The 26,768-nt window shown below is 59.8% G+C and carries 25 protein-coding genes; 12 read left to right on the top strand and 13 right to left on the bottom strand.

The window, feature by feature from the left end:
- Window positions 1–47 precede the first annotated feature (47 nt).
- Window positions 48–2,996, top strand: coding sequence for an HD domain-containing phosphohydrolase (locus AC07N8_RS22055; RefSeq protein ID WP_493145849.1), 2,949 nt, complete (start codon window positions 48–50; stop codon window positions 2,994–2,996).
- On the opposite strand, the gene AC07N8_RS22050 is transcribed toward AC07N8_RS22055, so the two are convergent.
- Both AC07N8_RS22050 and AC07N8_RS22045 read right to left on the bottom strand, forming a co-directional pair.
- Window positions 2,997–3,479 carry a GAF domain-containing protein gene (locus AC07N8_RS22050; protein ID WP_027925736.1) on the bottom strand — a complete coding sequence of 161 codons (483 nt, stop codon included), beginning with the start codon at window positions 3,477–3,479 and terminating at the stop codon, window positions 2,997–2,999.
- Entirely contained in the window at window positions 3,476–4,366 is an 891-nt protein-coding gene (locus tag AC07N8_RS22045) for an ATP-binding protein (protein ID WP_123432624.1), read from the bottom strand. The genes AC07N8_RS22050 and AC07N8_RS22045 overlap by 4 nt, the downstream gene beginning before the upstream one ends.
- A gap of 166 nt (window positions 4,367–4,532) precedes the next feature.
- Here AC07N8_RS22045 and AC07N8_RS22040 point away from each other — a divergent pair, with 166 nt between their 5' ends.
- Window positions 4,533–6,854 carry a hybrid sensor histidine kinase/response regulator gene (locus AC07N8_RS22040; protein WP_483841452.1) on the top strand — a complete coding sequence of 774 codons (2,322 nt, stop codon included), beginning with the start codon at window positions 4,533–4,535 and terminating at the stop codon, window positions 6,852–6,854.
- Here AC07N8_RS22040 and AC07N8_RS22035 read toward each other — a convergent pair.
- From AC07N8_RS22035 to msrB, 3 genes are all read right to left on the bottom strand, one after another.
- On the bottom strand, window positions 6,838–7,299 hold the full coding sequence (locus AC07N8_RS22035; RefSeq protein ID WP_483841249.1) for a MarR family winged helix-turn-helix transcriptional regulator: 462 nt from the start codon (window positions 7,297–7,299) through the stop codon (window positions 6,838–6,840). The two genes, AC07N8_RS22040 and AC07N8_RS22035, sit on opposite strands and share 17 nt — an antisense overlap.
- Window positions 7,296–7,781: a glutathione peroxidase gene (locus AC07N8_RS22030; RefSeq protein ID WP_483841250.1), complete on the bottom strand. Its 486-nt coding sequence runs from the start codon at window positions 7,779–7,781 to the stop codon at window positions 7,296–7,298. The genes AC07N8_RS22035 and AC07N8_RS22030 overlap by 4 nt, the downstream gene beginning before the upstream one ends.
- Window positions 7,782–7,890: 109 nt before the next feature.
- Window positions 7,891–8,286: a peptide-methionine (R)-S-oxide reductase MsrB gene (gene msrB / locus AC07N8_RS22025; protein ID WP_493145848.1), complete on the bottom strand. Its 396-nt coding sequence runs from the start codon at window positions 8,284–8,286 to the stop codon at window positions 7,891–7,893.
- Between the two features lie 226 nt (window positions 8,287–8,512).
- Here msrB and AC07N8_RS22020 point away from each other — a divergent pair, with 226 nt between their 5' ends.
- Together AC07N8_RS22020 and htpX are read left to right on the top strand one after the other, a co-directional pair.
- A complete protein-coding gene (locus tag AC07N8_RS22020; RefSeq protein WP_140670926.1) occupies window positions 8,513–9,724 on the top strand; it encodes a pyridoxal phosphate-dependent aminotransferase in 1,212 nt (403 codons plus the stop codon).
- Between the two features lie 317 nt (window positions 9,725–10,041).
- A complete protein-coding gene (gene htpX / locus AC07N8_RS22015; RefSeq protein WP_027925729.1) occupies window positions 10,042–10,932 on the top strand; it encodes a protease HtpX in 891 nt (296 codons plus the stop codon).
- 193 nt (window positions 10,933–11,125) lie between these two features.
- Here htpX and AC07N8_RS22010 read toward each other — a convergent pair whose 3' ends face one another.
- A complete protein-coding gene (locus AC07N8_RS22010) occupies window positions 11,126–11,782 on the bottom strand; it encodes a thiopurine S-methyltransferase (RefSeq protein WP_493145884.1) in 657 nt (218 codons plus the stop codon).
- Between the two features lie 103 nt (window positions 11,783–11,885).
- Between AC07N8_RS22010 and AC07N8_RS22005 the strand changes: the two genes are divergently transcribed.
- Complete coding sequence (locus AC07N8_RS22005; RefSeq protein ID WP_483841251.1) at window positions 11,886–12,653, top strand: DODA-type extradiol aromatic ring-opening family dioxygenase; 768 nt, start codon at window positions 11,886–11,888, stop codon at window positions 12,651–12,653.
- Window positions 12,654–12,867: 214 nt separating this feature from the next.
- Here the strand turns inward: AC07N8_RS22005 and AC07N8_RS22000 are convergent, their stop codons facing one another.
- Window positions 12,868–14,541, bottom strand: coding sequence for a DEAD/DEAH box helicase (locus tag AC07N8_RS22000; protein ID WP_007943712.1), 1,674 nt, complete (start codon window positions 14,539–14,541; stop codon window positions 12,868–12,870).
- A gap of 421 nt (window positions 14,542–14,962) precedes the next feature.
- Between AC07N8_RS22000 and AC07N8_RS21995 the strand changes: the two genes are divergently transcribed.
- Window positions 14,963–15,754, top strand: coding sequence for a crotonase/enoyl-CoA hydratase family protein (locus tag AC07N8_RS21995; RefSeq protein WP_483841252.1), 792 nt, complete (start codon window positions 14,963–14,965; stop codon window positions 15,752–15,754).
- A 111-nt stretch (window positions 15,755–15,865) separates the two neighbouring features.
- Here AC07N8_RS21995 and AC07N8_RS21990 read toward each other — a convergent pair whose 3' ends face one another.
- A complete protein-coding gene (locus AC07N8_RS21990) occupies window positions 15,866–16,621 on the bottom strand; it encodes a spermidine synthase (RefSeq protein WP_493145847.1) in 756 nt (251 codons plus the stop codon).
- 162 nt (window positions 16,622–16,783) lie between these two features.
- On the opposite strand from AC07N8_RS21990, the gene AC07N8_RS21985 reads away from it, so the two are divergent.
- Complete coding sequence (locus AC07N8_RS21985; protein ID WP_123432632.1) at window positions 16,784–18,130, top strand: class II 3-deoxy-7-phosphoheptulonate synthase; 1,347 nt, start codon at window positions 16,784–16,786, stop codon at window positions 18,128–18,130.
- An 88-nt stretch (window positions 18,131–18,218) separates the two neighbouring features.
- Here AC07N8_RS21985 and AC07N8_RS21980 read toward each other — a convergent pair whose 3' ends face one another.
- Together AC07N8_RS21980 and AC07N8_RS21975 are read right to left on the bottom strand one after the other, a co-directional pair.
- Window positions 18,219–19,448 (bottom strand): winged helix-turn-helix domain-containing protein, encoded by a 1,230-nt coding sequence (locus AC07N8_RS21980; RefSeq protein ID WP_493145846.1) that lies wholly within the window; start codon window positions 19,446–19,448, stop codon window positions 18,219–18,221.
- Between the two features lie 64 nt (window positions 19,449–19,512).
- Window positions 19,513–19,728 (bottom strand): DUF1127 domain-containing protein, encoded by a 216-nt coding sequence (locus AC07N8_RS21975; RefSeq protein WP_483841254.1) that lies wholly within the window; start codon window positions 19,726–19,728, stop codon window positions 19,513–19,515.
- A gap of 96 nt (window positions 19,729–19,824) precedes the next feature.
- Between AC07N8_RS21975 and AC07N8_RS21970 the strand changes: the two genes are divergently transcribed.
- Complete coding sequence (locus AC07N8_RS21970) at window positions 19,825–20,679, top strand: LysR substrate-binding domain-containing protein (RefSeq protein ID WP_027925721.1); 855 nt, start codon at window positions 19,825–19,827, stop codon at window positions 20,677–20,679.
- On the opposite strand, the gene AC07N8_RS21965 is transcribed toward AC07N8_RS21970, so the two are convergent.
- A complete protein-coding gene (locus AC07N8_RS21965) occupies window positions 20,669–21,418 on the bottom strand; it encodes a sulfite exporter TauE/SafE family protein (RefSeq protein ID WP_483841454.1) in 750 nt (249 codons plus the stop codon). The two genes, AC07N8_RS21970 and AC07N8_RS21965, sit on opposite strands and share 11 nt — an antisense overlap.
- A gap of 107 nt (window positions 21,419–21,525) precedes the next feature.
- On the opposite strand from AC07N8_RS21965, the gene AC07N8_RS21960 reads away from it, so the two are divergent.
- The 4 genes from AC07N8_RS21960 to AC07N8_RS21945 all read left to right on the top strand — a co-directional run bounded on the left by AC07N8_RS21960 (window position 21,526) and on the right by AC07N8_RS21945 (window position 24,832).
- Window positions 21,526–22,482 (top strand): LysR substrate-binding domain-containing protein, encoded by a 957-nt coding sequence (locus AC07N8_RS21960; RefSeq protein WP_483841255.1) that lies wholly within the window; start codon window positions 21,526–21,528, stop codon window positions 22,480–22,482.
- Window positions 22,483–22,552: 70 nt separating this feature from the next.
- Window positions 22,553–23,014 (top strand): MarR family winged helix-turn-helix transcriptional regulator, encoded by a 462-nt coding sequence (locus AC07N8_RS21955; protein ID WP_493145845.1) that lies wholly within the window; start codon window positions 22,553–22,555, stop codon window positions 23,012–23,014.
- 351 nt (window positions 23,015–23,365) lie between these two features.
- Entirely contained in the window at window positions 23,366–23,785 is a 420-nt protein-coding gene (locus AC07N8_RS21950; protein ID WP_493145844.1) for an organic hydroperoxide resistance protein, read from the top strand.
- Window positions 23,786–23,818: 33 nt separating this feature from the next.
- The gene (locus AC07N8_RS21945) at window positions 23,819–24,832 is read left to right on the top strand and encodes an alpha/beta hydrolase (protein WP_483841258.1); all 1,014 of its coding nucleotides are present in this window, start codon (window positions 23,819–23,821) and stop codon (window positions 24,830–24,832) included.
- A 115-nt stretch (window positions 24,833–24,947) separates the two neighbouring features.
- On the opposite strand, the gene AC07N8_RS21940 is transcribed toward AC07N8_RS21945, so the two are convergent.
- A complete protein-coding gene (locus AC07N8_RS21940) occupies window positions 24,948–25,517 on the bottom strand; it encodes an elongation factor P (RefSeq protein ID WP_007908599.1) in 570 nt (189 codons plus the stop codon).
- A gap of 48 nt (window positions 25,518–25,565) precedes the next feature.
- Window positions 25,566–26,723 (bottom strand): elongation factor P maturation arginine rhamnosyltransferase EarP, encoded by a 1,158-nt coding sequence (earP, locus tag AC07N8_RS21935; RefSeq protein WP_493145843.1) that lies wholly within the window; start codon window positions 26,721–26,723, stop codon window positions 25,566–25,568.
- Window positions 26,724–26,768: the final 45 nt, after the last annotated feature.

Below are 26,768 nucleotides of genomic sequence, written 5' to 3'. Positions count from 1 at the left end.
ATGCTTGGACGCTGAGCAGTGTGTTAACCATCACGGAGAGACCAGTAATGTCCAACCCACTGCGCCCCGATCAACGCAGGTTTCCGCTGCACGTCCATATCAGCGTGATGTTTACCTTCCTGCTGCTGCTCACGGGCGTGGTGCTGGGCATTTTCAATTACCGCCAAACCACGCAGATCATCCTGTCCAGCAGTGAAAAACTGTTCAATCGCATCGAACAGGATGTCCGGCTGGACCTTCAGGGCACTTATGAACCGATTCGCCACCTGCTGAGCTTGCTGGCGGACAACCCGGCGACCGAGGCGCTCGCGCTGGAGCAACGGCTCGCGCTGCTGAAACCCTTTAGCCAGTCGCTCAAAGACAACCCCAACCTGGCCTCGCTGTACCTGGGATACGGCAATGGCGACTTTTTCATGGTGCGCCCCCTGCGCACCCCCGCCCTGAGAACGCTCACCAATGCCCCGGACACGGCGGCCTATCAGGTCTGGAGCATCGAACACCTTTCCGGCGTCGCGAAGGCGAGGTCCCAGTCGTTGTTTTTTGATCAGAACCTGGCGCTCGTCAGCCGCCAGGATAACCCTGAAGAAACCTACGATCCGCGTACTCGCGCCTGGTTTACCAGTGCTCGCAGCGATGAGGGCCAGATCACCACCGAACCCTATGTGTTTTTCTCCACTCACCATGTCGGGACGACGCTGGCGCGGCGCAGCGGCGAAAACGCAGTGATAGGCGCCGACCTTACACTCGCCGAACTGTCGGCGACGCTGGCCAAACATGTGGTGACTCCCCATACCGAAATCGTGCTGTTCGATGCCGATGGCAATGCTGTTGCCTATCCCGACAGCAGCCGTCTGATCGTCGACGACCAGACCGCACGCCTGATCAAGGCGGCCGATCTGAATCCGGCGCTCGGCGCCCTGCTCACCCATCCGCCCGAGGGCAATCGACTGGACGCCGCCGGGCGTGAATGGATTGTGGCCCGCAGCAGCATGCAGGAAGGCGGGCCGCAAGGATTGCAGCTCGCGCTGTTGGTGCCCGAAGATGAATTACTGGTCGATGCCTATCGCATGCGCTGGCAAGGGGCGTTGATCACGCTGGCAACCTTGTTGTTGTGCCTGCCGCTGGGGTGGCTCACCTCCAGAATTCTGGTCAAACCCTTGCGCGCACTGGTGCAGGAAGCCGATGCGATCCGCAGTTTCGACTTCAACTTTCCCATCAGCCGACGCTCGCCCGTGCTGGAAGTCGACCAACTGGGCGTGTCGATGACGCGCATGAAGGACACCCTGGCGAGCTTTTTCCAGATATCTGACAGCCTCAGCGCCGAGACCCGTTTCGCCCCGTTGCTGCAACGGGTGCTGTTCGAAACCGTGAAGATCGGGCAGGCCCAGGCGGGCCTGATTTACCTGCGCGAGCAGGACGGCGACCGCATGGAGCCCCATGGCCTGGTGATCAACGAGACGTCTCAGGTGTTGCCAGCGTTTGGTATTCAAGGCTACGAGCTCCAGGATTCACGGAGCCCTCAGTGGATGCAGCAGTTGTCCCGCGCCGACAATGTGGTCACCAGCCTGGGCTTCGAAAACGCAGTCGATCTGCAAAAGGTGCTGCAGGCGCTGGAGTGCCCACGGGTTCACCTGATCGGTATCCGGCTGCACAATCGGCATAACGAAACCGTCGGCCTGCTGGTCCTCTTGCTCGCCGACAGCGGCGCACAGAGCGATCTGGAAAAGCTGCGTCCGGACCGCATCGCGTTTCTCCAGGCGGTGTCTGGCGCGGCGGCGGTGAGTATTGAAAGCCAGCGTTTGCAAGCCCGGCAGAAACAACTGCTGGATTCCTTCATTCAATTGCTGGCTGGCGCGATCGATGCAAAAAGCCCTTACACCGGCGGGCATTGTCAGCGAGTGCCGGAATTGACGCTGATGCTCGCCGAGGCTGCCGCGGCTAGTCAGGAGCCGGCCTTCAGCGGTTATCACCCCACGGAAGATGAATGGGAAGCCCTGCACATCGCGGCGTGGCTGCACGATTGCGGCAAAGTCACCACCCCGGAGTATGTGGTCGACAAAGCCACCAAGCTCGAAACCCTGAACGACCGCATCCACGAAATCCGCACGCGTTTCGAAGTGCTCAAGCGTGATACCTGGATCAATTACTGGCAGGCCATCGCCCACGGCGGAGACGAACATCACCTGGCCGAGTTGCGTAACGCCAACCTGGCGGGACTGGACGATGATTTCGCGTTCATTGCCCACTGCAATCTGGGCGGCGAGGCCATGGCCGAAGCCGACCTGCAACGCTTGCGCGGCATTGCTCAACGCACCTGGACCCGTACGCTGGATGACCGACTTGGGGTTTCATGGGAAGAGAATCGCCGCCAGGCTCGCACACCGCCCCCGACGCTGCCGGTCAGCGAGCCGTTGCTGGCGGACAAACCCGAACACTTATTTGAACGCGCCGAAAGCGAGCTGATACCGGCTGACAATCCATGGGGTTTCAAGCTTGATGTACCGCACTACAAATACAATCGGGGCGAACTCTACAACCTGAGCATCACCCGAGGCACGCTGACTCGCGAGGAGCGCTACATCATCAATCACCACATGGTGCAGACGATCCGGATGCTCAGCCATCTGCCCTTCCCCAGTCACCTCAATAACGTCGCGGAGATTGCCGGCGGCCATCACGAAAAAATGGACGGCACCGGTTATCCCAAACAGTTGAAGCGCGAAGAGATGAGCCTGCCGGCACGGATGATGGCGATTGCCGATATTTTCGAAGCGCTGACCGCTGCCGATCGCCCGTACAAGAAGGCCAAAACCTTGAGCGAAGCCTTGGGCATCATGGCCAATATGTGCCGTGACGCCCACATCGACCCGGAGCTGTTCGGGTTGTTCGTCCAGGCGCGCATTTATCTGCAGTACGCCGAACGATTCCTCGATCCGCAGCAAATTGACCCCGTCGACCCGGCAAGCCTGCTGGTCAAGGCAGGCTTGAGTGCCTGATCAGCAATCGGTCAGGCGCAGGAAAATCGCCGCCAGGCGCTCGATACCGGCTTGATCCTCAGCGGTAAACCGTGCCAGTTTCGGGCTATCGAGGTCCAGCACACCGATCAGTCGACCGTCCTTGACCAGCGGCACAACCAGTTCGCTGTTCGATGCGCTGTCGCACGCGATATGCCCGGGAAAGGCGTGCACGTCTTCAACCAATTGAGTCTGCAAGGTCGACGCGGCCGTCCCGCACACACCGCGACCAAACGGAATCCGCACGCAGGCGATTTGCCCCTGGAACGGACCGAGCACCAGCTCTTCATTGCGATTGAGGTAGAAACCGGCCCAGTTCAAATCATCGAGCTGGTTGAACAGGAAGGCCGAGAATTGTGCCGCATTGGCAATGAAATCACGCTCGTCCGCCAGCAACGATTCCAGCTGCGCCCACAACATGCCGTAACCATCCAGCCCTTGGCCGCTCTTCTGTAAATCAATCATGCTTTGTGCTCCAACAGCTTGAGCCCGACCCAATAGCGGGCAAATTGATAAGCGCAACGTCCATTGCGATTGCCTCGGCCGCCGGCCCAACGCACCGCGAGGATGTCCAGCTCTTCGTCACGCTGCCATTCAAGACCGGCCTTGCCGGCCAGTTGACCGATCCAGTGTTCGACGACGTTGAGGAAATGCTCCTGAGTAAACGGATAAAACGACAGCCACAGGCCGAAGCGGTCCGACAGCGCGATCTTGTCTTCCACCGCTTCGCTTGGGTGCAGTTCACCGTCGACGCGTTTCCAGTTTTCGTTATCGCTTTCCTTTTCCGGCACCAGGTGACGACGGTTGGACGTGGCGTACAGCAGAACGTTGTCCGGCGCTTGTTCGAGGGAGCCGTCGAGCACGCTCTTGAGTACGCGATAATCGCCCTCGCCCGCCTCGAACGACAGGTCATCGCAGAACAGCACAAAGCGCTGCGGCAACTTGGCGATTTGCTCGACCACGCGCGGCAGGTCCGCCAGGTGATCGCGCTCGATCTCGATCAGGCGCAAACCGGCCTGGGCGTGTTCGGCCAGCAAGGCCCGCACCAGCGACGATTTACCGGTGCCGCGCGAGCCCCAGAGCAACGCGTGGTTGGCCGGCATGCCGTCGAGGAACTGTTGGGTATTTCGCCCCAGTTGCTCCAGTTGCCGGTCGACGCCGATCAGGTCGGACAGGCGCATGTCGAGGCTGACGTGCAGCGGCAGCAGAAAACCGCTGCGCCCCTCGCGTTGCCAGCGCGCGGCCAGGCATTGGTTCCAGTCGATGGCTTGCCGAGGTGCGGGCAGCAGCGGCTCGATACGGGCCAAAACAGCATCGGCGCGTTCAAGAAAAGCATTCAATCGGGCGTCCACGTCTTCTCCTCGGGCACGTTCACAGTGATGATGGCGATACAGCGACGAATACACAGCGTTCAGTGCCCGGTTCATCCCCTGCTCAGGGGTTCGCGAGAACATCGGAATCCATGCATGATCGACTATGCTTGAGCAGCGAAAGGAAACGGAAGTGGTTCAACACCCCATGGACATCAAATTCACCCACCGGCTGTCATACAAGCAAGCCAGGCTTACTGTGCTGGTCGGTTTCATTCTGGGCACGCTGCTCAGCCTGCTGCAAATAGGTATCGATTATGCCAGCGAAGACGCCTCCATCAACCGCGAAATACTGTCTTTGCTGGAAATCAGCCACAACCCCGCCTCGCGCATCGCCTACAACATCGACGCCGAACTCGCCCAGGAACTGACCATGGGCCTGGTGCGCTCACCGGCAATCCTCAGCGCGACACTCACCGACAACAACAATACCGTGCTGGCCAGCGTCAAACGCCCGAGCGCGCAAAGTGGCTATCGAGTGATCAGCGACTTCCTGTTCGGCGCCAATCGGCAGTTCGAAGACCGTCTGTTTCTCGATCACCTGCCCAACGAATCGCTCGGGACCTTGCAACTGGAAGTCGACACCTACGCCTTCGGCAGCCGCTTCCTGCGCCGGGCCGAAGTGACACTGCTCAACGGCTTCGCCCGAAGCCTGATCCTGACAGGCATTCTGCTGGCGCTGTTCTACGTGATGCTGACCAAGCCCCTGGTGCGGGTCATCCGCGAACTCAGTGGCCGTGATCCGCGCAGCGCGGAGCCAACCTGGCTGGAATACCCGGCGGGGCATGAAAACGATGAAATCGGTGTGCTGGTCAAAGTCGCCAACCAGCAATTCGAAAACATCGCCACCGAAATCCAGCAACGACGCAACGCCGAAAACCGTCTGACCGACTACCTCAGCCAACTGGAAAACATCGTTTCGGCACGCACGGCGGAACTCAAGGCGATCAATGCCAGGCTCAGCCAATCCAATCAGGAGCTGGAAGTCGCGCGCACCACGGCCATCGAGATGGCTGAAGCACGTTCGGTCTTTCTGGCCAACATGAGCCATGAAATCCGCACGCCCCTCAACGGTCTGTTGGGGATGATCGCGTTGTCGCTGGACGGCCCGCTCACGGCCGAACAACAGCAACAACTGTCGATCGCCCATGACTCGGGCAAAGTGCTGGTTGAACTGCTCAACGATATTCTCGACCTGTCGAAATTCGATGCCGGCCAACTGGAACTCGAACACATTCCGTTCGACCTTGGCGCGCTGGTCGAAGACACCGCCAACCTGCTGTCGCAGAATGCGGCGCCGAGCGTGGAGTTGACGTGCCTGATCGATCCGCAATTTCCGGCGCTGGTGCTGGGGGACCCGACGCGGGTGCGGCAGATCGTCAGTAACCTGTTATCCAATGCGCTCAAGTTCACCCGCTTCGGTCGGGTCGATTTGCGTCTGTCTGCCTTCGAAGAGGGCGTCAGAATCGAAGTCTGCGATACCGGCATCGGGATCGCCCACGATGCCCAGGTCAAGATCTTCCAGCCATTTACCCAGGCCGGCGCCGGTATTACCCGGCAGTTCGGCGGTACGGGGCTGGGCCTGGCCCTGACCTACAACCTCTGCGAAGCCATGCAGGGACGCCTGACGATCAGCTCGGAAGCCGGTTTTGGCAGTCAGTTCTGCGCCGACCTGCCGCTGCCCGCTCATACTCGCGCCGTATCCCCGGCACCGCTGTCCGGCAAGATCATTGCCATCACCGCTGCCAGCAGCGGCCTGGCCGAGCTGCTGAAAACCCTGCTGCCGGCGTGGGGACTCGACTATCAGCAGCGCTCCATCGATGACTCGCTACTCGGGCTTGAACCTGACGTATTGATCACCGACTGCCCCGAATGCCTGTTCGGCCTACGCCCCACGCTTGACGCGCCGATTCTGCTGGTAACCGCTTATGGCAACTTCATGCCGAGCGAACAGGCGAGCGCCCTCGCCCCTTTGCAGCAACAGGCACGACCGCTGGCGCGCAATGCGCTGTATCAGACTTTGCGGCGGGTCTTGCAGCCCGAAACCACGATGATCAATGGCGCGCGGATCGAAGCCCTTCCCCACCAGCGGCGCGGACGGGTATTGCTGGTGGAGGACAACCCGGTCAATCAGCTGGTCGCCAAGGGCATGCTCGGCAAACTCGGCTGCGAGGTCATCGTCGCCGCTCACGGGGCCGAAGCACTGGATCAACTGGAGCAAAGCGACTTCGACCTGGTGTTGATGGACTGCAACATGCCAGTGATGGACGGCTACGAAGCCAGTCGGCAAATCCGTCGCAGCGGACGCTGGCCGCAACTGCCGATCGTCGCGCTGACCGCCAACGCCATGTCCGAGGAACGCGAACGCTGCCGTGCGGCGGGCATGAGCGACTACCTGGCCAAACCCTTCCGCCGCGAAGAACTGGCCGCGCTGCTTGATCTTTGGGTTCCGACTACGACAGTGCCTTGATCTGCCCCAGCAAATGATCGAGACCATTACGCAGATCACTCAGGCGATCCAGATCCACCCCGCTGTCGCACAACAGGCGCGCCTTGAGCGGGCCAACCTGATCACGCAGCGCCTTGCCGGCAGCTGACAGACTCAGGTGCACCTCACGCTCATCGCGAGCCGACCGCTGACGCTGCACCAGTTGCAATTGCTCAAGTCGCTTGAGCAACGGCGTCAGGGTGCCGGAATCCAGCGCCAGGCGTTCGCCCAGCGCCTTGACGGTCGGTTGCTCTGGGGCCGCCTCCTGCCATTCCCACAACACCAGCATGGCCAGGTATTGCGGATAGGTCAGGCCGAGTTGGTCGAGCATCGGCTTGTAGGCACGAATCACCGCCCGGGAAGCGGCGTACAGCTTGAAGCAGAGCTGACTGTCGAGCTTCAGCGAATCGACTGACAGGCTGTTCATTTGAGCAGGGCTTCGATCTCGCGGCTCAGGTCCTGCGGTTTGGTCGCCGGGGCAAAGCGCTTGACCAACTGACCGTCCTTGCCGATCAGGAACTTGGTGAAGTTCCACTTGATGCCCTGCGAGCCCAGTAGACCCGGGGCGCGTTTTTTCAGTTGAACGAACAATGGATGCGCGCCGTCACCGTTGACTTCGATCTTCTTGAACAGCGGGAAGCTGACACCGAAATTCAATTCGCAGAATTCGGAAATCGCGCCTTCATTGCCGGGTTCCTGCTTGCCGAACTGGTTGCACGGGAAGCCGAGCACCACCAGGCCCTGGTCCTTGTAGGTTTGCCACAATTCTTCCAGACCTTTGTATTGCGGAGTGAAGCCGCACTTGCTGGCGGTATTGACCACGAGTACGGCCTTGCCGGCGTAATCGGCCAGGGTCTTTTGCTCACCCTTGATGGTGGTGCACGGGATGCTCAGCAGGTTGTCGGTCATGACTTGCACTCTTGATGAAAGAAGACGTTAAACATAGCGAGCAATTGAATTGTGTGCAATTTAATAAATCAATGGAAGCACGACAAGCCGTGCTCCTACAGCGCTCACATTATTCGCGCGGCACCAGATCCAGGCACACCGAGTTGATGCAATAACGCAGGCCGGTCGGCGGCGGACCGTCCGGGAACACGTGCCCCAGGTGTGCATCGCATTGGGCACAGACCACTTCGGTGCGGATCATGCCGTGGCTGACGTCACGGATCTCGACCATGGCGCTGTCGCCGATCGGCGCGAAGAAGCTCGGCCAGCCGCAGCCGGAGTCAAATTTGGTCTTGGAGTCGAACAGCGGCTCGTTGCAGCAGATGCAGTGATAAACGCCGTCTGTCTTGGTGCCGTTGTATTTACCGGAAAACGGCCGTTCGGTGCCCTTGAGGCGGCACACGTTGTACTGCTCCGGATCGAGCATTGCCTTCCATTCTTCCAGGGTTTTTTCCAACTTTTCCATCTTCACACCTCGGCAACTGAAAAAGCCCGATCTGTACCTTTTCCACGGATCGGGCGGCACGTATGATTGCGCCTCGTCAAACGCCAGTCTGGCAGCCAGACCACGCGCATTCAAACGGATTTATGGGTGCTGCATCTCAAGGCGTCAGGCCTGTGTGAATACGCAGGATTCCCAGTACGGTAGTTCATACACCGCCTGGATCGTTCATTTTCGGGAACACATCGCCATGCAGGTCAGCAAATCGAACAAGCTCGCCAACGTCTGCTACGACATTCGCGGCCCAGTGCTCAAGCACGCCAAACGCCTGGAAGAGGAAGGTCATCGCATCCTCAAGCTGAACATCGGCAACCCGGCGCCTTTTGGTTTCGAAGCGCCGGACGAAATCCTCCAGGACGTGATCCGCAACCTGCCGACCGCCCAGGGCTATAGCGATTCCAAAGGCCTGTTCAGCGCGCGCAAAGCGGTGATGCAGTACTACCAGCAGAAGCAGGTTGAAGGCGTCGGCATCGAAGACATCTACCTGGGCAACGGCGTTTCCGAGTTGATCGTGATGTCGATGCAGGCCCTGCTCAACAACGGCGACGAAGTGCTGGTGCCGGCCCCGGACTATCCGCTGTGGACGGCCGCGGTCAGCCTGTCCGGCGGCAACCCGGTGCATTACCTGTGCGACGAACAGGCCAACTGGTGGCCGGACCTGGCCGACATCAAGGCCAAGATCACGCCGAACACCAAGGCGCTGGTGATCATCAACCCGAACAACCCGACCGGTGCGGTGTATTCCAGGGAAGTGCTGCTGGGCATGCTCGAACTGGCGCGCCAGCACAACCTGGTGGTGTTCTCGGATGAAATCTACGACAAGATTCTGTACGACGACGCCGTGCACATTTGCACCGCGTCCCTGGCCCCGGACCTGCTGTGCCTGACCTTCAATGGTCTGTCCAAGTCTTATCGCGTGGCCGGTTTCCGTTCCGGCTGGATCGCCATCTCCGGCCCGAAACATCACGCGCAGAGCTACATCGAAGGCATCGACATGCTGGCCAACATGCGCCTGTGTGCGAACGTGCCGAGCCAGCACGCGATCCAGACCGCGCTGGGCGGCTATCAGAGCATCAATGACCTGGTGCTGCCGCAGGGCCGCTTGCTGGAACAGCGCAATCGCACCTGGGAACTGCTCAACGACATTCCGGGCGTCACCTGCGTCAAGCCGATGGGCGCGCTGTATGCGTTCCCGCGGATCGACCCGAAAGTCTGCCCGATCCATAACGACGAGAAGTTCGTGCTCGACCTGCTGCTCTCCGAGAAGCTGCTGGTGGTTCAGGGCACAGCCTTCAACTGGCCTTGGCCGGACCACTTCCGCGTGGTGACCCTGCCGCGCGTGGATGACCTGGAGATGGCCATCGGGCGGATCGGCAGCTTCCTCAAGTCCTACCGTCAGTAAAGGGTCTGTCACCGTGCGACTTTTTGCGAAAGTCGCGCGGTGATTAATTCAGCAACACATCTCTGCGCCCTGCCGCACATCCTTGCTTCAAGTCATGCCTGGTCACTGGTTGGGTGCTCGCGTCTAACAACCACGGGGCCTGAGCCACGCTTTGCCTGTCAAACATTTCCCATGCCTGCGTCGGAAAAGGCCTTCAAGCGGCTAGACTGTTGCCGTAGGACACAGTTTGAAATAGTCACCCGGTTGAATAGCCCGGTGCAGCACCTTATATACCCCGCAGTAAGCTACATCTTTAGCACGAGGAGATTTCTACAACCATGATGCGCATCCTGCTGTTTTTGGCCACTAACCTGGCGGTCGTGCTGATTGCCAGCATCACCCTGAGCCTTTTCGGCTTCAACGGGTTCATGGCGGCCAACGGGGTTGATCTGAACCTCAATCAGCTGCTGATTTTCTGTGCGGTCTTTGGTTTTGCCGGTTCGCTGTTCTCGCTGTTCATCTCCAAATGGATGGCGAAGATGAGCACCAGCACCCAGATCATCACCCAGCCACGCACCCGTCACGAGCAATGGCTGCTGCAAACCGTCGAGCAATTGTCCCGAGAAGCCGGGATCAAGATGCCTGAAGTCGGGATTTTCCCGGCCTACGAGGCGAACGCGTTCGCCACGGGCTGGAACAAGAACGACGCACTGGTCGCGGTCAGCCAGGGCTTGCTGGAGCGTTTCTCGCCCGATGAAGTGAAAGCCGTGCTGGCCCACGAAATTGGCCACGTGGCCAATGGCGACATGGTCACCCTGGCGCTGATTCAGGGCGTGGTGAACACCTTCGTGATGTTCTTCGCGCGGATCATCGGCAACTTCGTCGACAAGGTGATCTTCAAGAACGAAGAAGGCCAGGGGATTGCCTACTACGTGGCAACCATCTTCGCCGAACTGGTCCTGGGCATTCTGGCCAGCTCCATCGTCATGTGGTTCTCGCGCAAGCGTGAATTCCGTGCCGACGAAGCCGGGGCACGCCTGGCCGGTACTGCCGCGATGATCGGCGCCCTGCAACGCCTGCGCGCCGAACAAGGCCTGCCGGTACACATGCCGGACACCTTGAACGCCTTTGGCATCAACGGTGGCATCAAGCAAGGGTTCGCCCGGATGTTCATGAGCCACCCGCCGCTGGAAGAGCGTATCAACGCGCTGCATCGACTTCAGCGCTGATTGTTCAGCAGCAAAAAAAGGCCCGCAGTGATGCGGGCCTTTTTTATTTACCGGGTTGATGCGGTGCTCATTAGTACCCCTTCGCGAGCAGGCTCGCTCCCACAGATCGTCTGTGATTGCACAATTTGTGTTCACCCAAGATCCATTGTGGGAGCGAGCCTGCTCGCGAAGGGGGCAGCAAACTCAACACACCTTAATGGCTGGAAACCCGATACACCCGCTCTTCAAGCCGAGTAACGCCCGCCTCGAGGAATTTCCCGCTCGAACTCAGAACATCCTGATCTTCCAGAATCTTCAGCGACCACGAGCTACCAAACAACCGCTGCACCTCATCATCCAGCACAGCAAACGGTGGGCCTTCCATTTGCGCCTGGTCGTAGTCCAGGGTAATCAGCACCCCCAGCGACTCCTTCGGCAAAATCCGCTTCAAGTGCTCGGCGTATTGCTCGCGCATCTTCGGCGGCAAGGCTATCAGTGCAGCGCGGTCGTACAGCGCGCTGCAATCGGCAACATCACCGGCCGTCAACGCGAAGAAATCCCCACACCAGATCTCGATCGAGCCCGCTCGATAGACCGTGAAGGGACCTTGGTCGCTGACGTCCGGATCAAATTGATGCTCGTGGAAAAAGTCTTCTACCGCTTTTTCCGACAGCTCGACGCCCAACACCTCGTGACCGCACTTTGCCAGCCACAGCAGATCCAGGCTCTTCCCGCATAGCGGCACCAGTACGCGCGAGCCCTCTTCCAGTGCCAGCTGCGGCCAGTACCGTTGCAGATAAGGATTCACTTCCGGCAGGTGAAAGCCGATCTGATTCGTCGTCCACCGCTTGTGCCAAAACTCCGGCTGCATAATTAATCCCGAAAATTCGATCAAAAGACCCTAAAACTTATATTAGATTTAGATCAATGATCTGACTGAAGATGACGCCATCTTACCCCTCAGGAGCTCTTTCATGTTCCCCAGCCTGTACATATCCCATGGCTCGCCCATGTTGGCACTGGAACCGGGGGCCAGCGGGCCGGCGCTCGCTCGATTGGCCGCCGAATTGCCGAAACCGAAAGCCATCGTGATTGTATCCGCGCACTGGGAAAGCAATGAGCTGCTGGTCAGCGGCAATCCCCAGCCGGAAACCTGGCACGACTTCGGCGGCTTTCCTCAGGCGTTGTTCGACGTTCAGTACCCGGCACCCGGCAATCCCCAATTGGCGACGCAGGTTGTCGAATTACTGAAGGCTGCCGATCTGCCAGCACGCATTGATGCCAAGCGCCCGTTCGACCACGGTGTCTGGGTGCCTTTGACGTTGATGTATCCGCAAGCCGATATCCCTATTGTGCAAGTCTCGCTGCCCACGCGTGGCGGCCCTGCTCTGCAAACCCGCGTCGGCCATGCCTTGACCAGCCTGCGCCAGCAAGGCGTACTGTTGATCGGCTCTGGCAGCATCACGCACAACCTGCGTGAACTGGATTGGCATGCGGGCCCGGAAAGCGTCGAGCCGTGGGCCAAATCCTTCCGCGACTGGATGATCGAGAAACTCGCGGCCGACGATGAAGCGGCGCTGCACGATTATCGTCAGCAAGCGCCCAATGCCGTGCGCAATCACCCTGGCGATGAGCATCTGTTGCCTTTGTACTTTGCTCGCGGGGCCGGAGGCGAGTTCAGCATTGCGCATCAGGGTTTCACCATGGGCGCGTTGGGCATGGACATTTATCGTTTTGGCTGACCGGTAGACCGAGTCGCGTCCTTCGCGAGCAGGCTCGCTCCCACAGGGATCTTCAGTGAACACAATATCTGTGTAATACAAAGATCCCCTGTGGGAGCGAGCCTGCTCGCGAATGAGGCCACCTCAGTCTCCAAGCCAGGCATAAAAGCAGGCAAAAAAAATCCCCGAACCAGTCGGGGATTTTTTATGTGCGATCAATCAGCTCAAGTGCGGATCAATCTTCGCGATAGCGACGCAGCTTCAACTGCTTACCGGCAACGCGAGTGTCCTTCAGTTTGGTCAGCAACTTCTCCAGACCATCTTCCGGCAGCTCGACGAGGCTGAAGCTGTCACGTACCTGGATGCGGCCGATGGCTTCACGAGCCAAACCGCCTTCATTCAGGATAGCGCCCAGCAGGTTCTTGGCAGCGATACCGTCACGCGCACCCAGCGCGGTACGGCAACGAGCACGACCTTCAGCCAATGGAACCGGAGCACGACGCTCGCGATCACCACGGTCCGGACGATCACCGGTACGCTCTGGACGATCGCCACGCGGTGCGTTGTTCGGCACCAGTGGACGTTCTTTCTCGATGGCAGCCAGGGTCAACGCCTGAGCGTTGGTTGCCTTGCGCAGCAGAGCAGCGGCCAGTGCACGTGGAGTGCAACCGATGTCGGCAGTCAGGCGATCCAGCAGATCACCGTGGGTCGACTCGGCATCAGCTACCAGCGGCGACAGGCTGTTGGTCAGTTTCTTGATGCGGGCATCGAGAACAGCCTGAGCGTCCGGCAGGCGAACTTCGGCAACCTTTTGACCGGTTACACGCTCGATCACTTGCAGCATGCGGCGCTCACGTGGAGTCACCAGCAGCAGTGCACGACCTTCGCGACCGGCACGGCCGGTACGGCCGATACGGTGAACGTAGGACTCTGGGTCGTACGGCATGTCAACGTTGAACACGTGAGTGATGCGCGGAACGTCCAGACCACGAGCGGCAACGTCGGTCGCCACAACGATGTCCAGACGGCCATCCTTGAGGGATTCGATCACGCGCTCACGTTGGTTCTGAGCAATGTCACCGTTCAGCGCAGCGGCTTTGTAGCCTTTGGCTTCCAGGGCACTGGCCAGGTCCAGGGTCGCTTGCTTGGTGCGCACGAACATGATCAGGGCGTCGAAATCTTCCACTTCCAGCAGGCTCAATACAGCCGAGGTCTTCTGGTCAGCGTGAACCAACAGGTGAGCCTGTTCGATCGCGGTAACGGTCTGAGTCTTGGTCTGGATCTTCACGTGTTGCGGATCGCGCAGATGGCGTTCGGCAATGGCACGGATCGACTGCGGCAGGGTGGCCGAGAACAATACGGTCTGACGGGTTGCAGGGAGTGCCTTGAAGATGACTTCGAGGTCGTCCATGAAACCCAGTTTGAGCATTTCGTCCGCTTCGTCGAGAACCAGGTGGTTCACGGTAGCCAGGACTTTTTCGTCACGACGCAGGTGGTCGCACAGACGGCCCGGCGTGGCGACAACGATCTGTGCGCCATTACGGATTGCTTTCAGTTGTGGACCCATAGGGGCGCCGCCGTAAACGGCCACAACGGTAACGCCCGGCATTTGCTTGGCGTAGGTTTCGAAAGCGGTTGCTACTTGCAGCGCCAACTCACGGGTTGGCGCCAGGATCAGGGCTTGCGGCTCGCGCTTTGCAGGATCGATGCGATGCAGGATTGGCAGGGCGAAAGCGGCGGTTTTACCGGTACCGGTTTGCGCTTGGCCAATCATGTCGTGGCCGGCCATGATGATCGGGATCGATTGCTGCTGAATAGCCGAAGGCTCTTCGTAGCCGGTCGCAATGACGGCTGCAAGGATATTCGGATTAAGATTAAAAGCGGCGAAGCCGCCGGTTTCCTGGGTCATGGGTCTGCCTCTAAGTGCATCCGCAAAGACCCATGCTCCAAAGCTGCGCATGCCGTGTAAGACTCAAGAGTCGCCCTGGCTGCTTTGTCGGCGGGGATTTGCGAAAACGAATGAATGAAAAAGATTCGTCAAGGGAGAGTCCGCTGTGCGGACGTGCAGCCGAAGCTGACTTCGGGGAATTGCGCTACCTAAACGCGGCCCGGTTAAAGGCCGGCGCGCACTATACCGGAATTCGCCCAAAAAGGGAGCATTATTTGTCGGAAAACTGACGGATACACCGTTGTGTCACAGGCTTTGCGGATAATCCTGAGACGGTCTATTTTTCAAAGGCCCGGCCCTGCTGGTGATGGCGCTAAAACGGTTCATCGTCAACAGGCAGACCTGCGGTCTGACACAACCTTCCCGCCCGAGGAATTGTTCCATGAATCAGCCCGCTTGCAGTCGCGTCACCCGCGAACGACACGGTCATGTCCTGATGATCGGCCTGGATCGGGTGGCCAAGCGCAACGCCTTCGACCTTGAACTGCTCAACGAACTGAGCCTGGCCTACGGCGAATTCGAGGCCGACAGCGAGGCGCGGGTCGCGGTGGTGTTCGGCCATGGCGAGCATTTCACCGCCGGGCTCGATCTGGTCAGTGCCAGCGCGGCGTTGGCCGAAGGCTGGCAGGCCCCGCCGGGCGGCTGCGATCCGTGGGGGGTTTTTGCCGGCCCCCGCGTCAGCAAACCGGTGATTGTGGCCGCGCAAGGCTACTGCCTGACCATCGGCATCGAGTTGATGCTGGCCGCTGACATCAACCTGTGCGCCAGCAACACCCGCTTTGCCCAGAAAGAAGTGCAGCGTGGGATCTTCCCGTTTGGCGGCGCGACATTGCGTCTGCATCAGGTCGCCGGCTGGGGCAATGCCATGCGCTGGCTGCTCACCGGCGATGAGTTCGATGCGCATGACGCGTTGCATCTGGGCCTGGTACAGGAAGTCATGGCCAGCGAGGATCTGCTGCCACGGGCGATTGAATTGGCGGAACGAATTGCCCGACAGGCGCCGCTGGGGGTGCAGGCGACGTTGATGTCGGCGCGGCAGGCGCGTTATGAAGGGGAAACTGCCGCGGCGCAGGGGTTGCCGCCGCTGGTGAAGAAGTTATTGGCGAGTGAGGATGCCAAAGAGGGAGTGCGGTCGATGGTCGAGAAGCGGCCCGGTATCTTCAAAGGGCTTTGAGATCTGTGCTGGCTTTGATGGCCCCTTCGCGAGCAGGCTCGCTCCCACAGGGGAATGCATTTCAAAGGTGGGAGCGAGCCTGCTCGCGAAGGGGCCCGCCCGCACAACACATCAAGTCGCCGGGCGAATCGCCTTGATCAGCGACTGCAACGAATACCCCAATCGCGGCGCCAGCCCTTCAGCCCGGGCGATCAAACCGCCCATGTCCAGTTCCTGATCCAGCTCTGAAGGCACGATCAAAATCACATTGCCCTCCTTCACCGGCAGTTCCCAGTAATGTCGGTGATAAAGCCCGCGCAACAACGCCGCGCCCAACGGTTTGCCATCATCGGTAGCCCATTGGTTGATCACCAGCCAGCCACCCGGATTCAAGCGTTTCTGACAGTTTTCCAGAAAGCTCCACGCCAGATGCCCGACACCCGGACCGACATCGGTGTAAAGGTCGACGAAAATCAGGTCCGCCGGCTCAGCGGTGTCGAGCAACTCCAGCGCATCACCCACCCGGATATACAGCCGAGGATCATCATCCAGCCCCAGGTACTCAATGGCCAGGCGCGGTACGTCCGGGCGCAGTTCAATCGCTTCGACATCTTCCAGTGGCAGGAACTTCAGGCAAGCCTGGGTCAACGTGCCCGCGCCAAGCCCTAGAAACAGCGCGCTTTCAGGCTGTTCGTGGCACAGCGCACCGATCAGCATCGCCCGGGTGTAGTCGTACTCGAGCCAGCTCGGATCAGCGGTGAAAACACAGCTCTGCTCAATGGCATCGCCGAATTCCAGAAAACGGTAGTCGGCGACTTCCAGCACGCGTATCACGCCGAACTCATCCTGTACCTCGGCGAGCAGATGCTCGACGCGCTCCTCAGTCATTTCGTCTCCTGATTGCTGCCGCGCCGACCTGTGATAAACAGCAGCGCAAGAAAACCGCGAGGGGGCGCGGCAAAGGCGCGATTGTCCGCGAAGCGACGGGAACAGGTCACGCACTAATTGCTGATAACATGACCGTCCGAGCGTAAAACACTAGAGAACGTGATGAGCCAACCCTGGAGCCCTGACAGCTGGCGCGCCCTGCCGATCCAGCAACAACCTCAATACCCCGACGCCGCGCATTTGCAGCAGGTCGAGCAAACCCTGGCCAGTTATCCGCCGCTGGTGTTTGCCGGTGAGGCCCGGGAGTTGCGCCGTCAGTTTGCCGAAGTGACCCAGGGGCGCGCGTTCCTGTTGCAGGGCGGCGATTGCGCCGAGAGCTTTGCCGAGTTCTCCGCCGCGAAAATCCGCGACACGTTCAAAGTCCTGCTGCAAATGGCCATCGTCATGACCTTCGCCGCCGGCTGCCCGGTGGTCAAGGTCGGGCGCATGGCCGGCCAGTTCGCCAAGCCGCGCTCCGCCAATGACGAAACCATCGACGGCGTGACCCTGCCCGCCTACCGAGGTGACATCGTCAACGGCATCGGTTTCGACGAGAAAAGCCGCGTGCCGGACCCGGAACGTCTGCTTCAGTCTTACCACCAGTCCACCGCCACCCTGAACTTGCTGCGCGCATTCGCCCAGGGCGGGTTTGCCGACCTGCATCAAGTGCACAAGTGGAACCTGGACTTCATCGCCAACTCGGCGCTGGCGGAAAAATACAGCCACCTGGCCGACCGCATCGATGAAACCCTGGCGTTCATGCGCGCCTGCGGCATGGACACTTCGCCGCAATTGCGCGAAACCAGTTTCTTCACCGCCCACGAAGCGCTGCTGCTCAATTACGAAGAAGCCTTCGTGCGGCGCGACAGCCTGACCAACGATTACTACGATTGCTCGGCGCACATGCTCTGGATCGGCGACCGCACCCGTCAGCTCGACGGCGCGCACGTCGAATTCCTGCGCGGGGTGAATAACCCGATCGGGGTCAAAGTCGGCCCGAGCATGAACCCTGAAGACCTGATCCGCCTGATCGACGTGTTGAACCCGGACAACGACCCGGGCCGCCTGAACCTGATCGCGCGGATGGGCGCGAACAAGGTCGGCGATCATTTGCCGGCACTGATCCGCGCGGTGCAGCGCGAAGGCAAGCAGGTGCTGTGGAGTTCCGACCCGATGCACGGCAACACCATCAAGGCGAGCAGCGGCTACAAGACCCGCGACTTCGCGCAGATCCTCGGCGAGGTGAAGCAGTTCTTCCAGGTTCACCAGGCGGAAGGCAGTTATGCCGGTGGTATCCATATCGAGATGACCGGGCAGAACGTGACCGAATGTATTGGTGGGGCGCGGCCGATTACTGAGGACGGGTTGTCGGACCGGTATCACACCCATTGTGATCCGCGGATGAATGCTGATCAGTCGCTGGAATTGGCGTTTCTTATTGCCGAGACACTGAAGCAAGTTCGGCGCTAAACCGCGTCTCTTCATTCGCGAGCAGGCTCGCTCCCACAAGGTTCAGGTGATCCAATGTGGGAGCGAGCCTGCTCGCGAAGGGGCCAGATCAAACACCATCAAGCTGTGCCAATGCCACCCGCAACCGAGCAGCACCCACCCGCTGACAATTCAACTGCACCCGCTCAAGCCCCAACCAGTCCGCCATCCGCCGCAGATTGACCGCCAAAGCCTGCATCCCTTCATCATCCAGCCCCGGCTCTTCCTCGTGCACCGCGTGTACCGCCAGCCGCCCCAGCGCCCGCTCCGCCCGCAGATCTACCCGCGCGGCAATCCTTTCGTTGTGCAAAAACGGCAACACGTAATACCCGTAGACCCGTTTGTCCTGCGGCGTGTAAATCTCCAGCCGATAGCGGAAATCAAACAACCGCTCGGTGCGACTGCGTTCCCAGATCAGCGAATCAAACGGTGAAAGCAATGCACTGGCCTCGACCTTGCGCGGCACTTTCGGCTCGGGCAGGCAATACGCCGGTTGCCGCCAGCCTTGCACTTCGCAGGTCCGCAACTCACCAGCCTCGACCAGTTCCGCCAGACGCGGACGACTGTCTGCCGGGTTCAAGCGAAAATAGTCCCGCAAATCCTTTTCCGTGCCGACACCCAGCGCCGTCACCGCATGCAATAACAGCCCGCGCTGAGCCTCGGCCTCACTCAGCTCCGGCTGCTGCAAAATCGCCGAAGGAATCACCCGCTCCGGCAAATCATAAAGTCGTTCAAACCCACGACGCCCCGCCACCGTTACTTCACCGGCGGCAAACAACCATTCCAGCGCATGCTTTTCCGCGCTCCAGTCCCACCACGGCCCGGCCCGTTCCTCACGGGTCGACAAGCTTCCGGCACCCAGCGCGCCGAGTTCTTCGACCGAGGCCAGCACCCTGCGAATGGTGTCCTGTTGTTCACGCCCGAAACGCGCCAGTTGCTGGTAAATATCTTTGCCGCGCGTAGCGCGCTGCATGCGCCAACGCATCAGGGGATACATCGACAACGGCAGTAACGAGGCTTCGTGCCCCCAATATTCAAACAACGTTCGACGTCGGCCCTGACTCCAGGCCGCCTGATCGAGCAAGTCGGAGGGGTAATTACCGAGGCGGGAAAACAAGGGAAGGTAGTGCGAACGCACCAACGCATTGACCGAATCGATCTGCAGAATGCCCAGCCGTTCGATCACTCGGTTGAGTTGAACCGGTTTGATCGCCGCTGGCGGCTGGCGCCCGTTGAACCCTTGGGCAGCCAGTGCCAGACGTCGAGCTTGCTTGTTGGAAAAGGACAGCGTCGCGGGCATGAATACCTCCGTGTCTGCTCGCAACCTACCTCACCAGAGAGGGGTTTGTGTAGCAATGGCCTCATCATTTATGCATCGGATCATCCCAGAACGGCCTGACCGATTCATGTTCGACGTCGGCGCGACTCATGCCGATGTCCTTCAGTGCTTCATCGCTCAGGCTCGCCAGCAGCTCGCGCTCGCGATGAAGTTCGTACCAGCGACTAAACTTGTGCAGCAGATCCGATACCACGTGGCTTGAGAATTTTTGTTCCGTTACAACCTCGTTATGACCTTTCATCTTGTTGTCCTCCGTTGGGGATGGCTCAAGTCTCGCCTCAGCGATAAGATCAATCCAACGAATGTTTCTGATGGTAACCATCTCGGAGATTGATGGATGTCGGCTTTCCCCAGTATCGATACGGATGTCCTGCGTACCTTTGTCGCCATCGCCGACCAGGGCGGTTTCACCCGCGCCGGTGAATTGGTCAATCGCACGCAGTCGGCGGTGAGCATGCAGATGAAACGTCTGGAAGAGGACGTGTTGCAGCGCCAACTGTTCGAACGCGATGGACGCCAGGTCAAACTGACCGCCGAAGGCCAGGTTTTGCTGGGGTATGCGCGGCGCATCCTCAAGCTGCACAGCGAAGTATTCAACACACTGCGTGAGCCGCACATGGTCGGCACCGTGCGCATCGGGACGCCGGACGATTACGTGATGCGTTTTTTGCCGGGGATTTTGTCGCGTTTCGCCAAGAGCTATCCGCTGATCCAGATTGAGGTTCACTGCGAATCATCAAAACAATTGCTGCAACGCCAGGATCTGGACCTGTCAATCGTCACTCGCGAGCCCGGCACCGAGATTGGCCAGTTGCTGCGCAAGGAACGTTTCGTCTGGGCCGAGGCGCAATGTTTCAGCGCCCATGAGCAGACGCCGCTGCCTCTGGCGATGTTCAACAGTGATTGTTTCTGCCGGCTGTGGGCGTGTAATGCGCTGGATGCCATGGGCCGTGATTACCGGATTGCCTACAACAGTTCGAGCCTGTCGGCGTTGATGGCCGTGGTCAGTGCCGGGCTGGCGGTGACCGCGCAACTGGAAAGCCTGATTACCCCGGACATGCGCATCCTCGGTGAGGCCGAAGACCTGCCGCAATTACCGGAGGCCTGCATCATGCTCGTGCGCAATCTGCACAACCCGTCGCCGATCACCGAGTGCCTGGCCGAGCACATCGTCGAAGGCTTCAAACTTTAAACGCGAGCATCACCGCGCTGAGCACCAGAAAACCGCAGAACAACCCGCGCAGCAGTCGCTCCGGCAGTGCGTGGGCGATCTTTACGCCCCAACTGATGCTCATCAACCCGCCGATGGCCAATGGCACGCCAATCAACCAGTCCACCTGATGGTGCGCCGCGTAGGTCACCAAGGTGACGCCGGTGCTGGGTAACGCCAGCGCCAGCGACAAGCCTTGGGCCACCACCTGGCTGGTGCCGAACACGCTGGTCAACACCGGCGTCGCCACCACCGCCCCGCCTACACCAAACAAGCCGCCCATGGCCCCGGAAGCCGCGCCGAGTACACCCAGCCATGGCCAGCCGTAATGCATCTGCGCCGAGGCGGGAGTGTTGGCGATGAACATTCTGAGCAGGTTGTAGGCCGACAGCGCCACCAGGAACGCGACAAATCCGATCCGCATGGTTTGCGCATCGATGCCGACCGCCCAGATCGAACCGATCCACGCGAAACAGAAGCCCATCGTCGCCAAGGGCAACGCGTGGCGCAATTCGATGCGATTGCGCTGGTGGTAGCGCCACAGCGCCAGCATGACGTTGGGTACGACCATCACCAGCGCGGTGCCTTGGGCGATCTGTTGATCTAGCCCGAACAGCACGCCCAGCAACGGGATCGCGATCAAGCCGCCGCCGATGCCGAACAACCCGCCGAGCGTGCCGAGGGCCGCGCCAAACACTAGATACATCACAAACTCGATCACGGGCGATTCCTCTTTTGACAGGGTGTTCATGCTACGCAGTCCTCGATGGCGCGGAAACGCACAGCAACGCACAATGGCTGTGCCAACTTCGCACAGCCGTGATCACCATGAACCCTAATCAATTGACCGAACAGCTTGGGCTGTTTCTTGATGTACTGGAATCCGGAAGCTTCTCTGCGGCCTCACGCCGCCATCCCCTGACCCCATCAGCCGTGGCGCGGCGCATCGACAGCCTGGAAAAAGCTGTCGGCAGCCAGTTGTTCACCCGCAGCACACACGCAGTGATGCCGACCCCGGCGGGCCTGGCCTTTGCCGAGCGCGCCCGACGAATCGTCGCAGAACTCCGGCTGGCCCGCGCCGAAGCGGTGTCCCTGAGCAGCGCGCCGGAAGGCTTGATCAGGATCGATGCGCCCGCGGCATTCGGGCGACGGCATCTGGCCCCGGTGATTGCCGACTTCCTGATGCTATACCCCGGCCTCGACGTTCAATTGCACCTGATCGACAGCTTCGTCGACATGCAGGGCTTGAACCTGGGCAAGGTCGATCTGGTGTTGCGCGCCGGGCAGATGGCCGACACCCGGCTGGTGGCCACACCACTGGCGAGCTTGGTGCGCGTTGCCTGCGCCAGCCCGGACTATCTGCAACGCCGCGGTGTGCCAACCGAGCCGGCACAATTAGTCGATCACGACGGCCTCGATTGGGATGGCCTCGCCCCGCCCTTCGCCTGGCGCTTCGAACGCGATGGGCAGATGCAGTTGCACCGTCCGGCGCGGATCCGCATGAGCGCCAACAATGCCGAGGCGTTGCTCTGTGGCGCCCTGGCCGGACTGGGCATCGCCCATCTGCCGACCTGGCTGGCCAGCGAATACCTGCTGCGCGGTGAACTGCTGCCGCTGTTCTGCGATAACGGGCTGCCCAAACCGGAGAGCGCCGGCATCTATGCCTTGCGACTGGCGCAACAGCCCAACTCGCGCAGCCGGCTGTTGCTGGAATACCTCAAGACCCGCTTCAGCCCTATCCCACCGTGGGACCTGGCGTTGCAAAACACGCTGGATCGCCACTAGTCCAGAATTATCTGGCGCATTAAAGATTCGCCCGCTAGATTCATGAAGATTACCGATCAAGGCTTTTGAGATGACCACCGAACGCGACACCCCGGATACCTGCGAACAACTGCTGCTGGATAATCAGGCCTGTTTCGCCCTGCACTCGACGTCGCTGCTGATGACCAAGGTCTATAAACCGCTGCTGCAAGCGCTGGGCCTGACCTATCCGCAATACCTGGCGATGATGGTGCTGTGGGAACGCGATGGTTTGACCGTCGGGGAAATCAGCACGCGACTGCTGACCGATCCCGGCTCATTGACCCCGTTGCTCAAACGCCTGGAGGTCGAAGGTCTGCTCAGCCGCACCCGCAGCCGCGAAGACGAACGGGTGGTGATCGTCGAACTCACCGATCAAGGCCGCGCCTTGCGGGAAAAGGCACGGAGCATTCCGCAGTGCATCCTCGGCGCCAGCGGGATGACCGTGGAACGGCTGAACAAGCTGCAAGCGGAGCTGCAAGTGCTGCGCGGCAATTTGCAAGGTAGCCTCTGACCCTCCTGCCACCATAGATCCCCTGTGGGAGCGAGCCCGCTCGCGAAAGCGGTGTGACATATAACATTGATGTCGACTGACACCCTGCTTTCGCGAGCAGACTCGCTCCCACATTGGAATTGTGGTGCCCCTTCCAACCTCGATCAGCCCCTCCTCAAAAAAATTTCAATCCTGAAAACCCCACCTCGACCGCTCTAGCTCGGCCCTTCACATCGCCCGCCCAAATTCCGCCCAAAACTTTTTCGAAAATTTATATTGCGCGCTAAATACTTGCGCGATACATTCACTTCGCACTTACTTAGCGCGCAAACATTTAGCGCAAATCACCCAAACCCGAATGAGGCTCACACCATGCAAACTCTCTACACCGCAATCGCAACCTCCACTGGCGGCCGTGATGGTCGTGCTGTTTCCAGCGACAACATCCTCGACGTCAAACTCGCTACCCCGAAAGAACTCGGCGGTGCGGGCGGCGCTGCGACCAATCCTGAGCAACTGTTCGCAGCCGGTTACTCCGCCTGCTTCATCGGCGCCCTGAAATTCGTTGCCAGCCAGACCAAACGCATCATCCCGAACGACGCCTCGATCACCGCCCATGTCGGCATCGGCCAAATCCCTGGCGGTTTCGGTCTGGACATCGATCTGCACATCAGCCTTCCAGGTCTTGAACAAGCCGACGCAAAAGCCCTGGTCGACGCGGCCCACCAGGTCTGCCCGTACTCCAACGCCACCCGTGGCAACGTCGATGTGCGCCTGCACGTCACCGTCTAATCGCTGATCCCAAGGCCCGAACAGGAAATGAACATGAACACTTTCAGCAAAGTCTTGACCGGCACCCTTCTCGCCCTGTCCATCGGCAACGCGTTCGCAGGCGACGGTGTTGAACACAACACCCAGGCCTTCCTCGACGTTCTGAATGCCGGCACCGGCAAGCCGTTGGAACAACTCTCCCCCAAAGACGCCCGCGCCGTACTGGTGGGTGCGCAAGCCGGAGTGAAACTGACGCTGCCAAAAGCCGATGTCAGCCAGAAGACCATTCAAGTCGACGGCCAACCGCTCAGCCTGACCATCGTCCGGCCGGCCGGGGTCAAGGGCGAGTTGCCCGTGTTCATGTTCTTTCACGGCGGTGGCTGGGTGCTGGGCGACTTCCCGACCCACGAACGATTGGTGCGTGACCTGGTATCGGGCTCGGGGGCGGTTGCGGTGTTCGTCAATTACACCCCGTCGCCGGAAGCGCATTACCCGGTAGCGATCAACCAGGCTTACGCCGCGACGAAATGGGTGGCCGAGCACGGCAAAGAGATCAACGTCGACAGCAAGCGCCTGGCCGTAGCCGGCAACAGCGTCGGCGGCAACATGGCGGCAGTGGTTGCGCTGATGGCCAAGGACAAGGGCACGCCGGCGATCAAGTTCCAGGTGCTGCTGTGGCCGGTGACGGATGCGAACTTCGAAACGGCGTCATACAACCAGTTTGCCGAGGGGCACTTCCTCACCAAAAACGCGATGAAGTGGTTCTGGGACAACTACACCACGGACGCCAACCAGCGAAACGAGATCTACGCCTCGCCACTGCGGGCAACCACCGCACAGCTGAAAGGCTTGCCACCGGCACTGGTGCAGACGGCGGGCGCCGACGTTCTGCGCGATGAGGGTGAAGCCTATGCTCGCAAACTTGATGAGGCCGGGGTGCCGGTGACGTCGGTTCGCTACAACGGCATGATCCACGACTACGGTTTGCTCAATGTGGTGAGCCAGGTGCCTGCGGTGCGTTCGGCGATGTTGCAAGCCTCTGAAGAACTGAAGCAACACCTGAAGTAAGAACCTTGTGGGAGCGAGCCTGCTCGCTCCCACAAGGGTGCAACGTTGAAGCTGAAATTGCAGGCACAAAAAAGCCCGACTCAATGGTCGGGCTTTTTCATTACTCAAGCAGTGCTTATTTAGCACGGCCTTTGTAGGAACCGCCTTCGCGGGTATCGATCTCGATCTTGTCACCGATTTCGATGAAGTCAGCAACTTGCAGCTCAGTACCGTTGGCCAGCTTGGCAGGCTTCATCACCTTGCCAGAAGTGTCGCCGCGAGCCGAACCTTCGGTGTAGTCAACTACACGCACGATAGTGGTCGGCAGTTCTACGGAAACCAGACGCTCTTCGAAGAAGATCGCTTCGCAAACATCGGTCATGCCTTCTTCAACGAAAGGCAGAACGGCTTCGATGTCTTCAGCGTTCAGCTCGTACATGGTGTAGTCAGTGGTGTCCATGAACGTGTAGGTGTCGCCGCTGATGAAGGACAGGGTCGCTTCTTTGCGGTCGAGGATCACGTCGTCCAGTTTGTCGTCAGCGCTGTAAACGATCTCGGTCTTGTAACCGGTCAGCAGGTTTTTCAGCTTGGTCTTCATGATCGCGCTGTTACGACCGGATTTGGTGAATTCAGCTTTCTGAACCAGCCAAGGATCGTTTTCGAGACGGATCACGGTACCGGGTTTCAGTTCTTTACCAGTTTTCATTGCGAATATCCGAATTTGGATGGGATTTACAAAAATCTAGGCCGCGTATCATATCCAATTTACATAAAACTGTACCAGCGCCGCGGCAAGATCGGCCTGCAAGGCTTGTTCCAGACACCACGCCTCGGCGTGTTTTTGCAGCTCTGGCCAGTGTTTGCGGGCCGTGCGCCAGTGGTCGGACATATCATGACCGGCATTCCAGGCGTGCCAAAGACCGTTTATCGCTTGGCTGGCGGGCTCGGACAGGCCTTTTGTGTACAGCGCGAGGAACGCATCGAGCTTGTCCAGGTGGATGTCTTCCTCCTGCTGATAGATGTGCCAGAGCATCGGCCGGCCCGCCCATTGGGCGCGGACGAAGGAGTCTTCACCGCGCACGGCGTTGAAATCGCAGCACCAGAGCAGGTGATCGTACTGGTCCTGTCGGACGAACGGCAGCACCTGGACGGTCACGCCATCGCGAACATGCAGGGCTCCCGCGACTAATCCTTCAACGCCGAGCCAGCGTTCGACATCGCCGAGAATCCGCCCTTCGGGCACCACCAAATGCGTAGGTGTCGAATCGGCGGCCAGCACATCCAACCAACTCGACAAGCCGGCATTCTCGTAGGCAAACAACGAGATCAATTGCGCATTCGGCGCACGCTCGATGCCCAACCCTTGAAGAAATGCTCGCTGAGCCTCGGGACTTTGCTGAAACTGCCGACGGCGCTCAAGTAGCCCACTTTCACGCAGCAGACCGCCGGTGCCCGGCTGGAATCCCGGAAAGAAGAAGTACTTCTGCACCGTTTTATATTTGACCGACGGCAAACCGTGGCAACCGATCACCCAGTCCTCGGCGCTCAGGTAATCGAGGTTCATCCACAGCGGCGGCTTTGCCCGCGCGGCCATGGCGTCCATGTAGGCACTCGGCAACTGGCAGGCGAATGCAGCGATGACTACCTCTGCCGCTTCGGTGGCCAACCACTCGGTCGGCCATTGGCGCACTTCGACACCGGCCTGCCATTGCTGCGCGACATGGGTGTCGATCTCGGGACACAGGCGTTCGAAGGCGCGCAGGTCATCGACCCACAAGCGCACTTCCAGACCATGGTCGGCCACCAGTTGTCGAGCCAGGCGCCAGGTCACGCCGATGTCGCCAAAGTTGTCGACCACGGTGCAAAAAATATCCCAGCGCCAGCGGTTTTTCACTTGAGGCAGTTCAGGCATTCCAGATTCCCGTTGGCAAAGGCACCGATTGTCCGCATAAATTAC

The organism is Pseudomonas sp. GW821-FHT10C09, from assembly GCF_059415465.1.
This window is presented reverse-complemented; position numbering and strand designations above follow the sequence as displayed.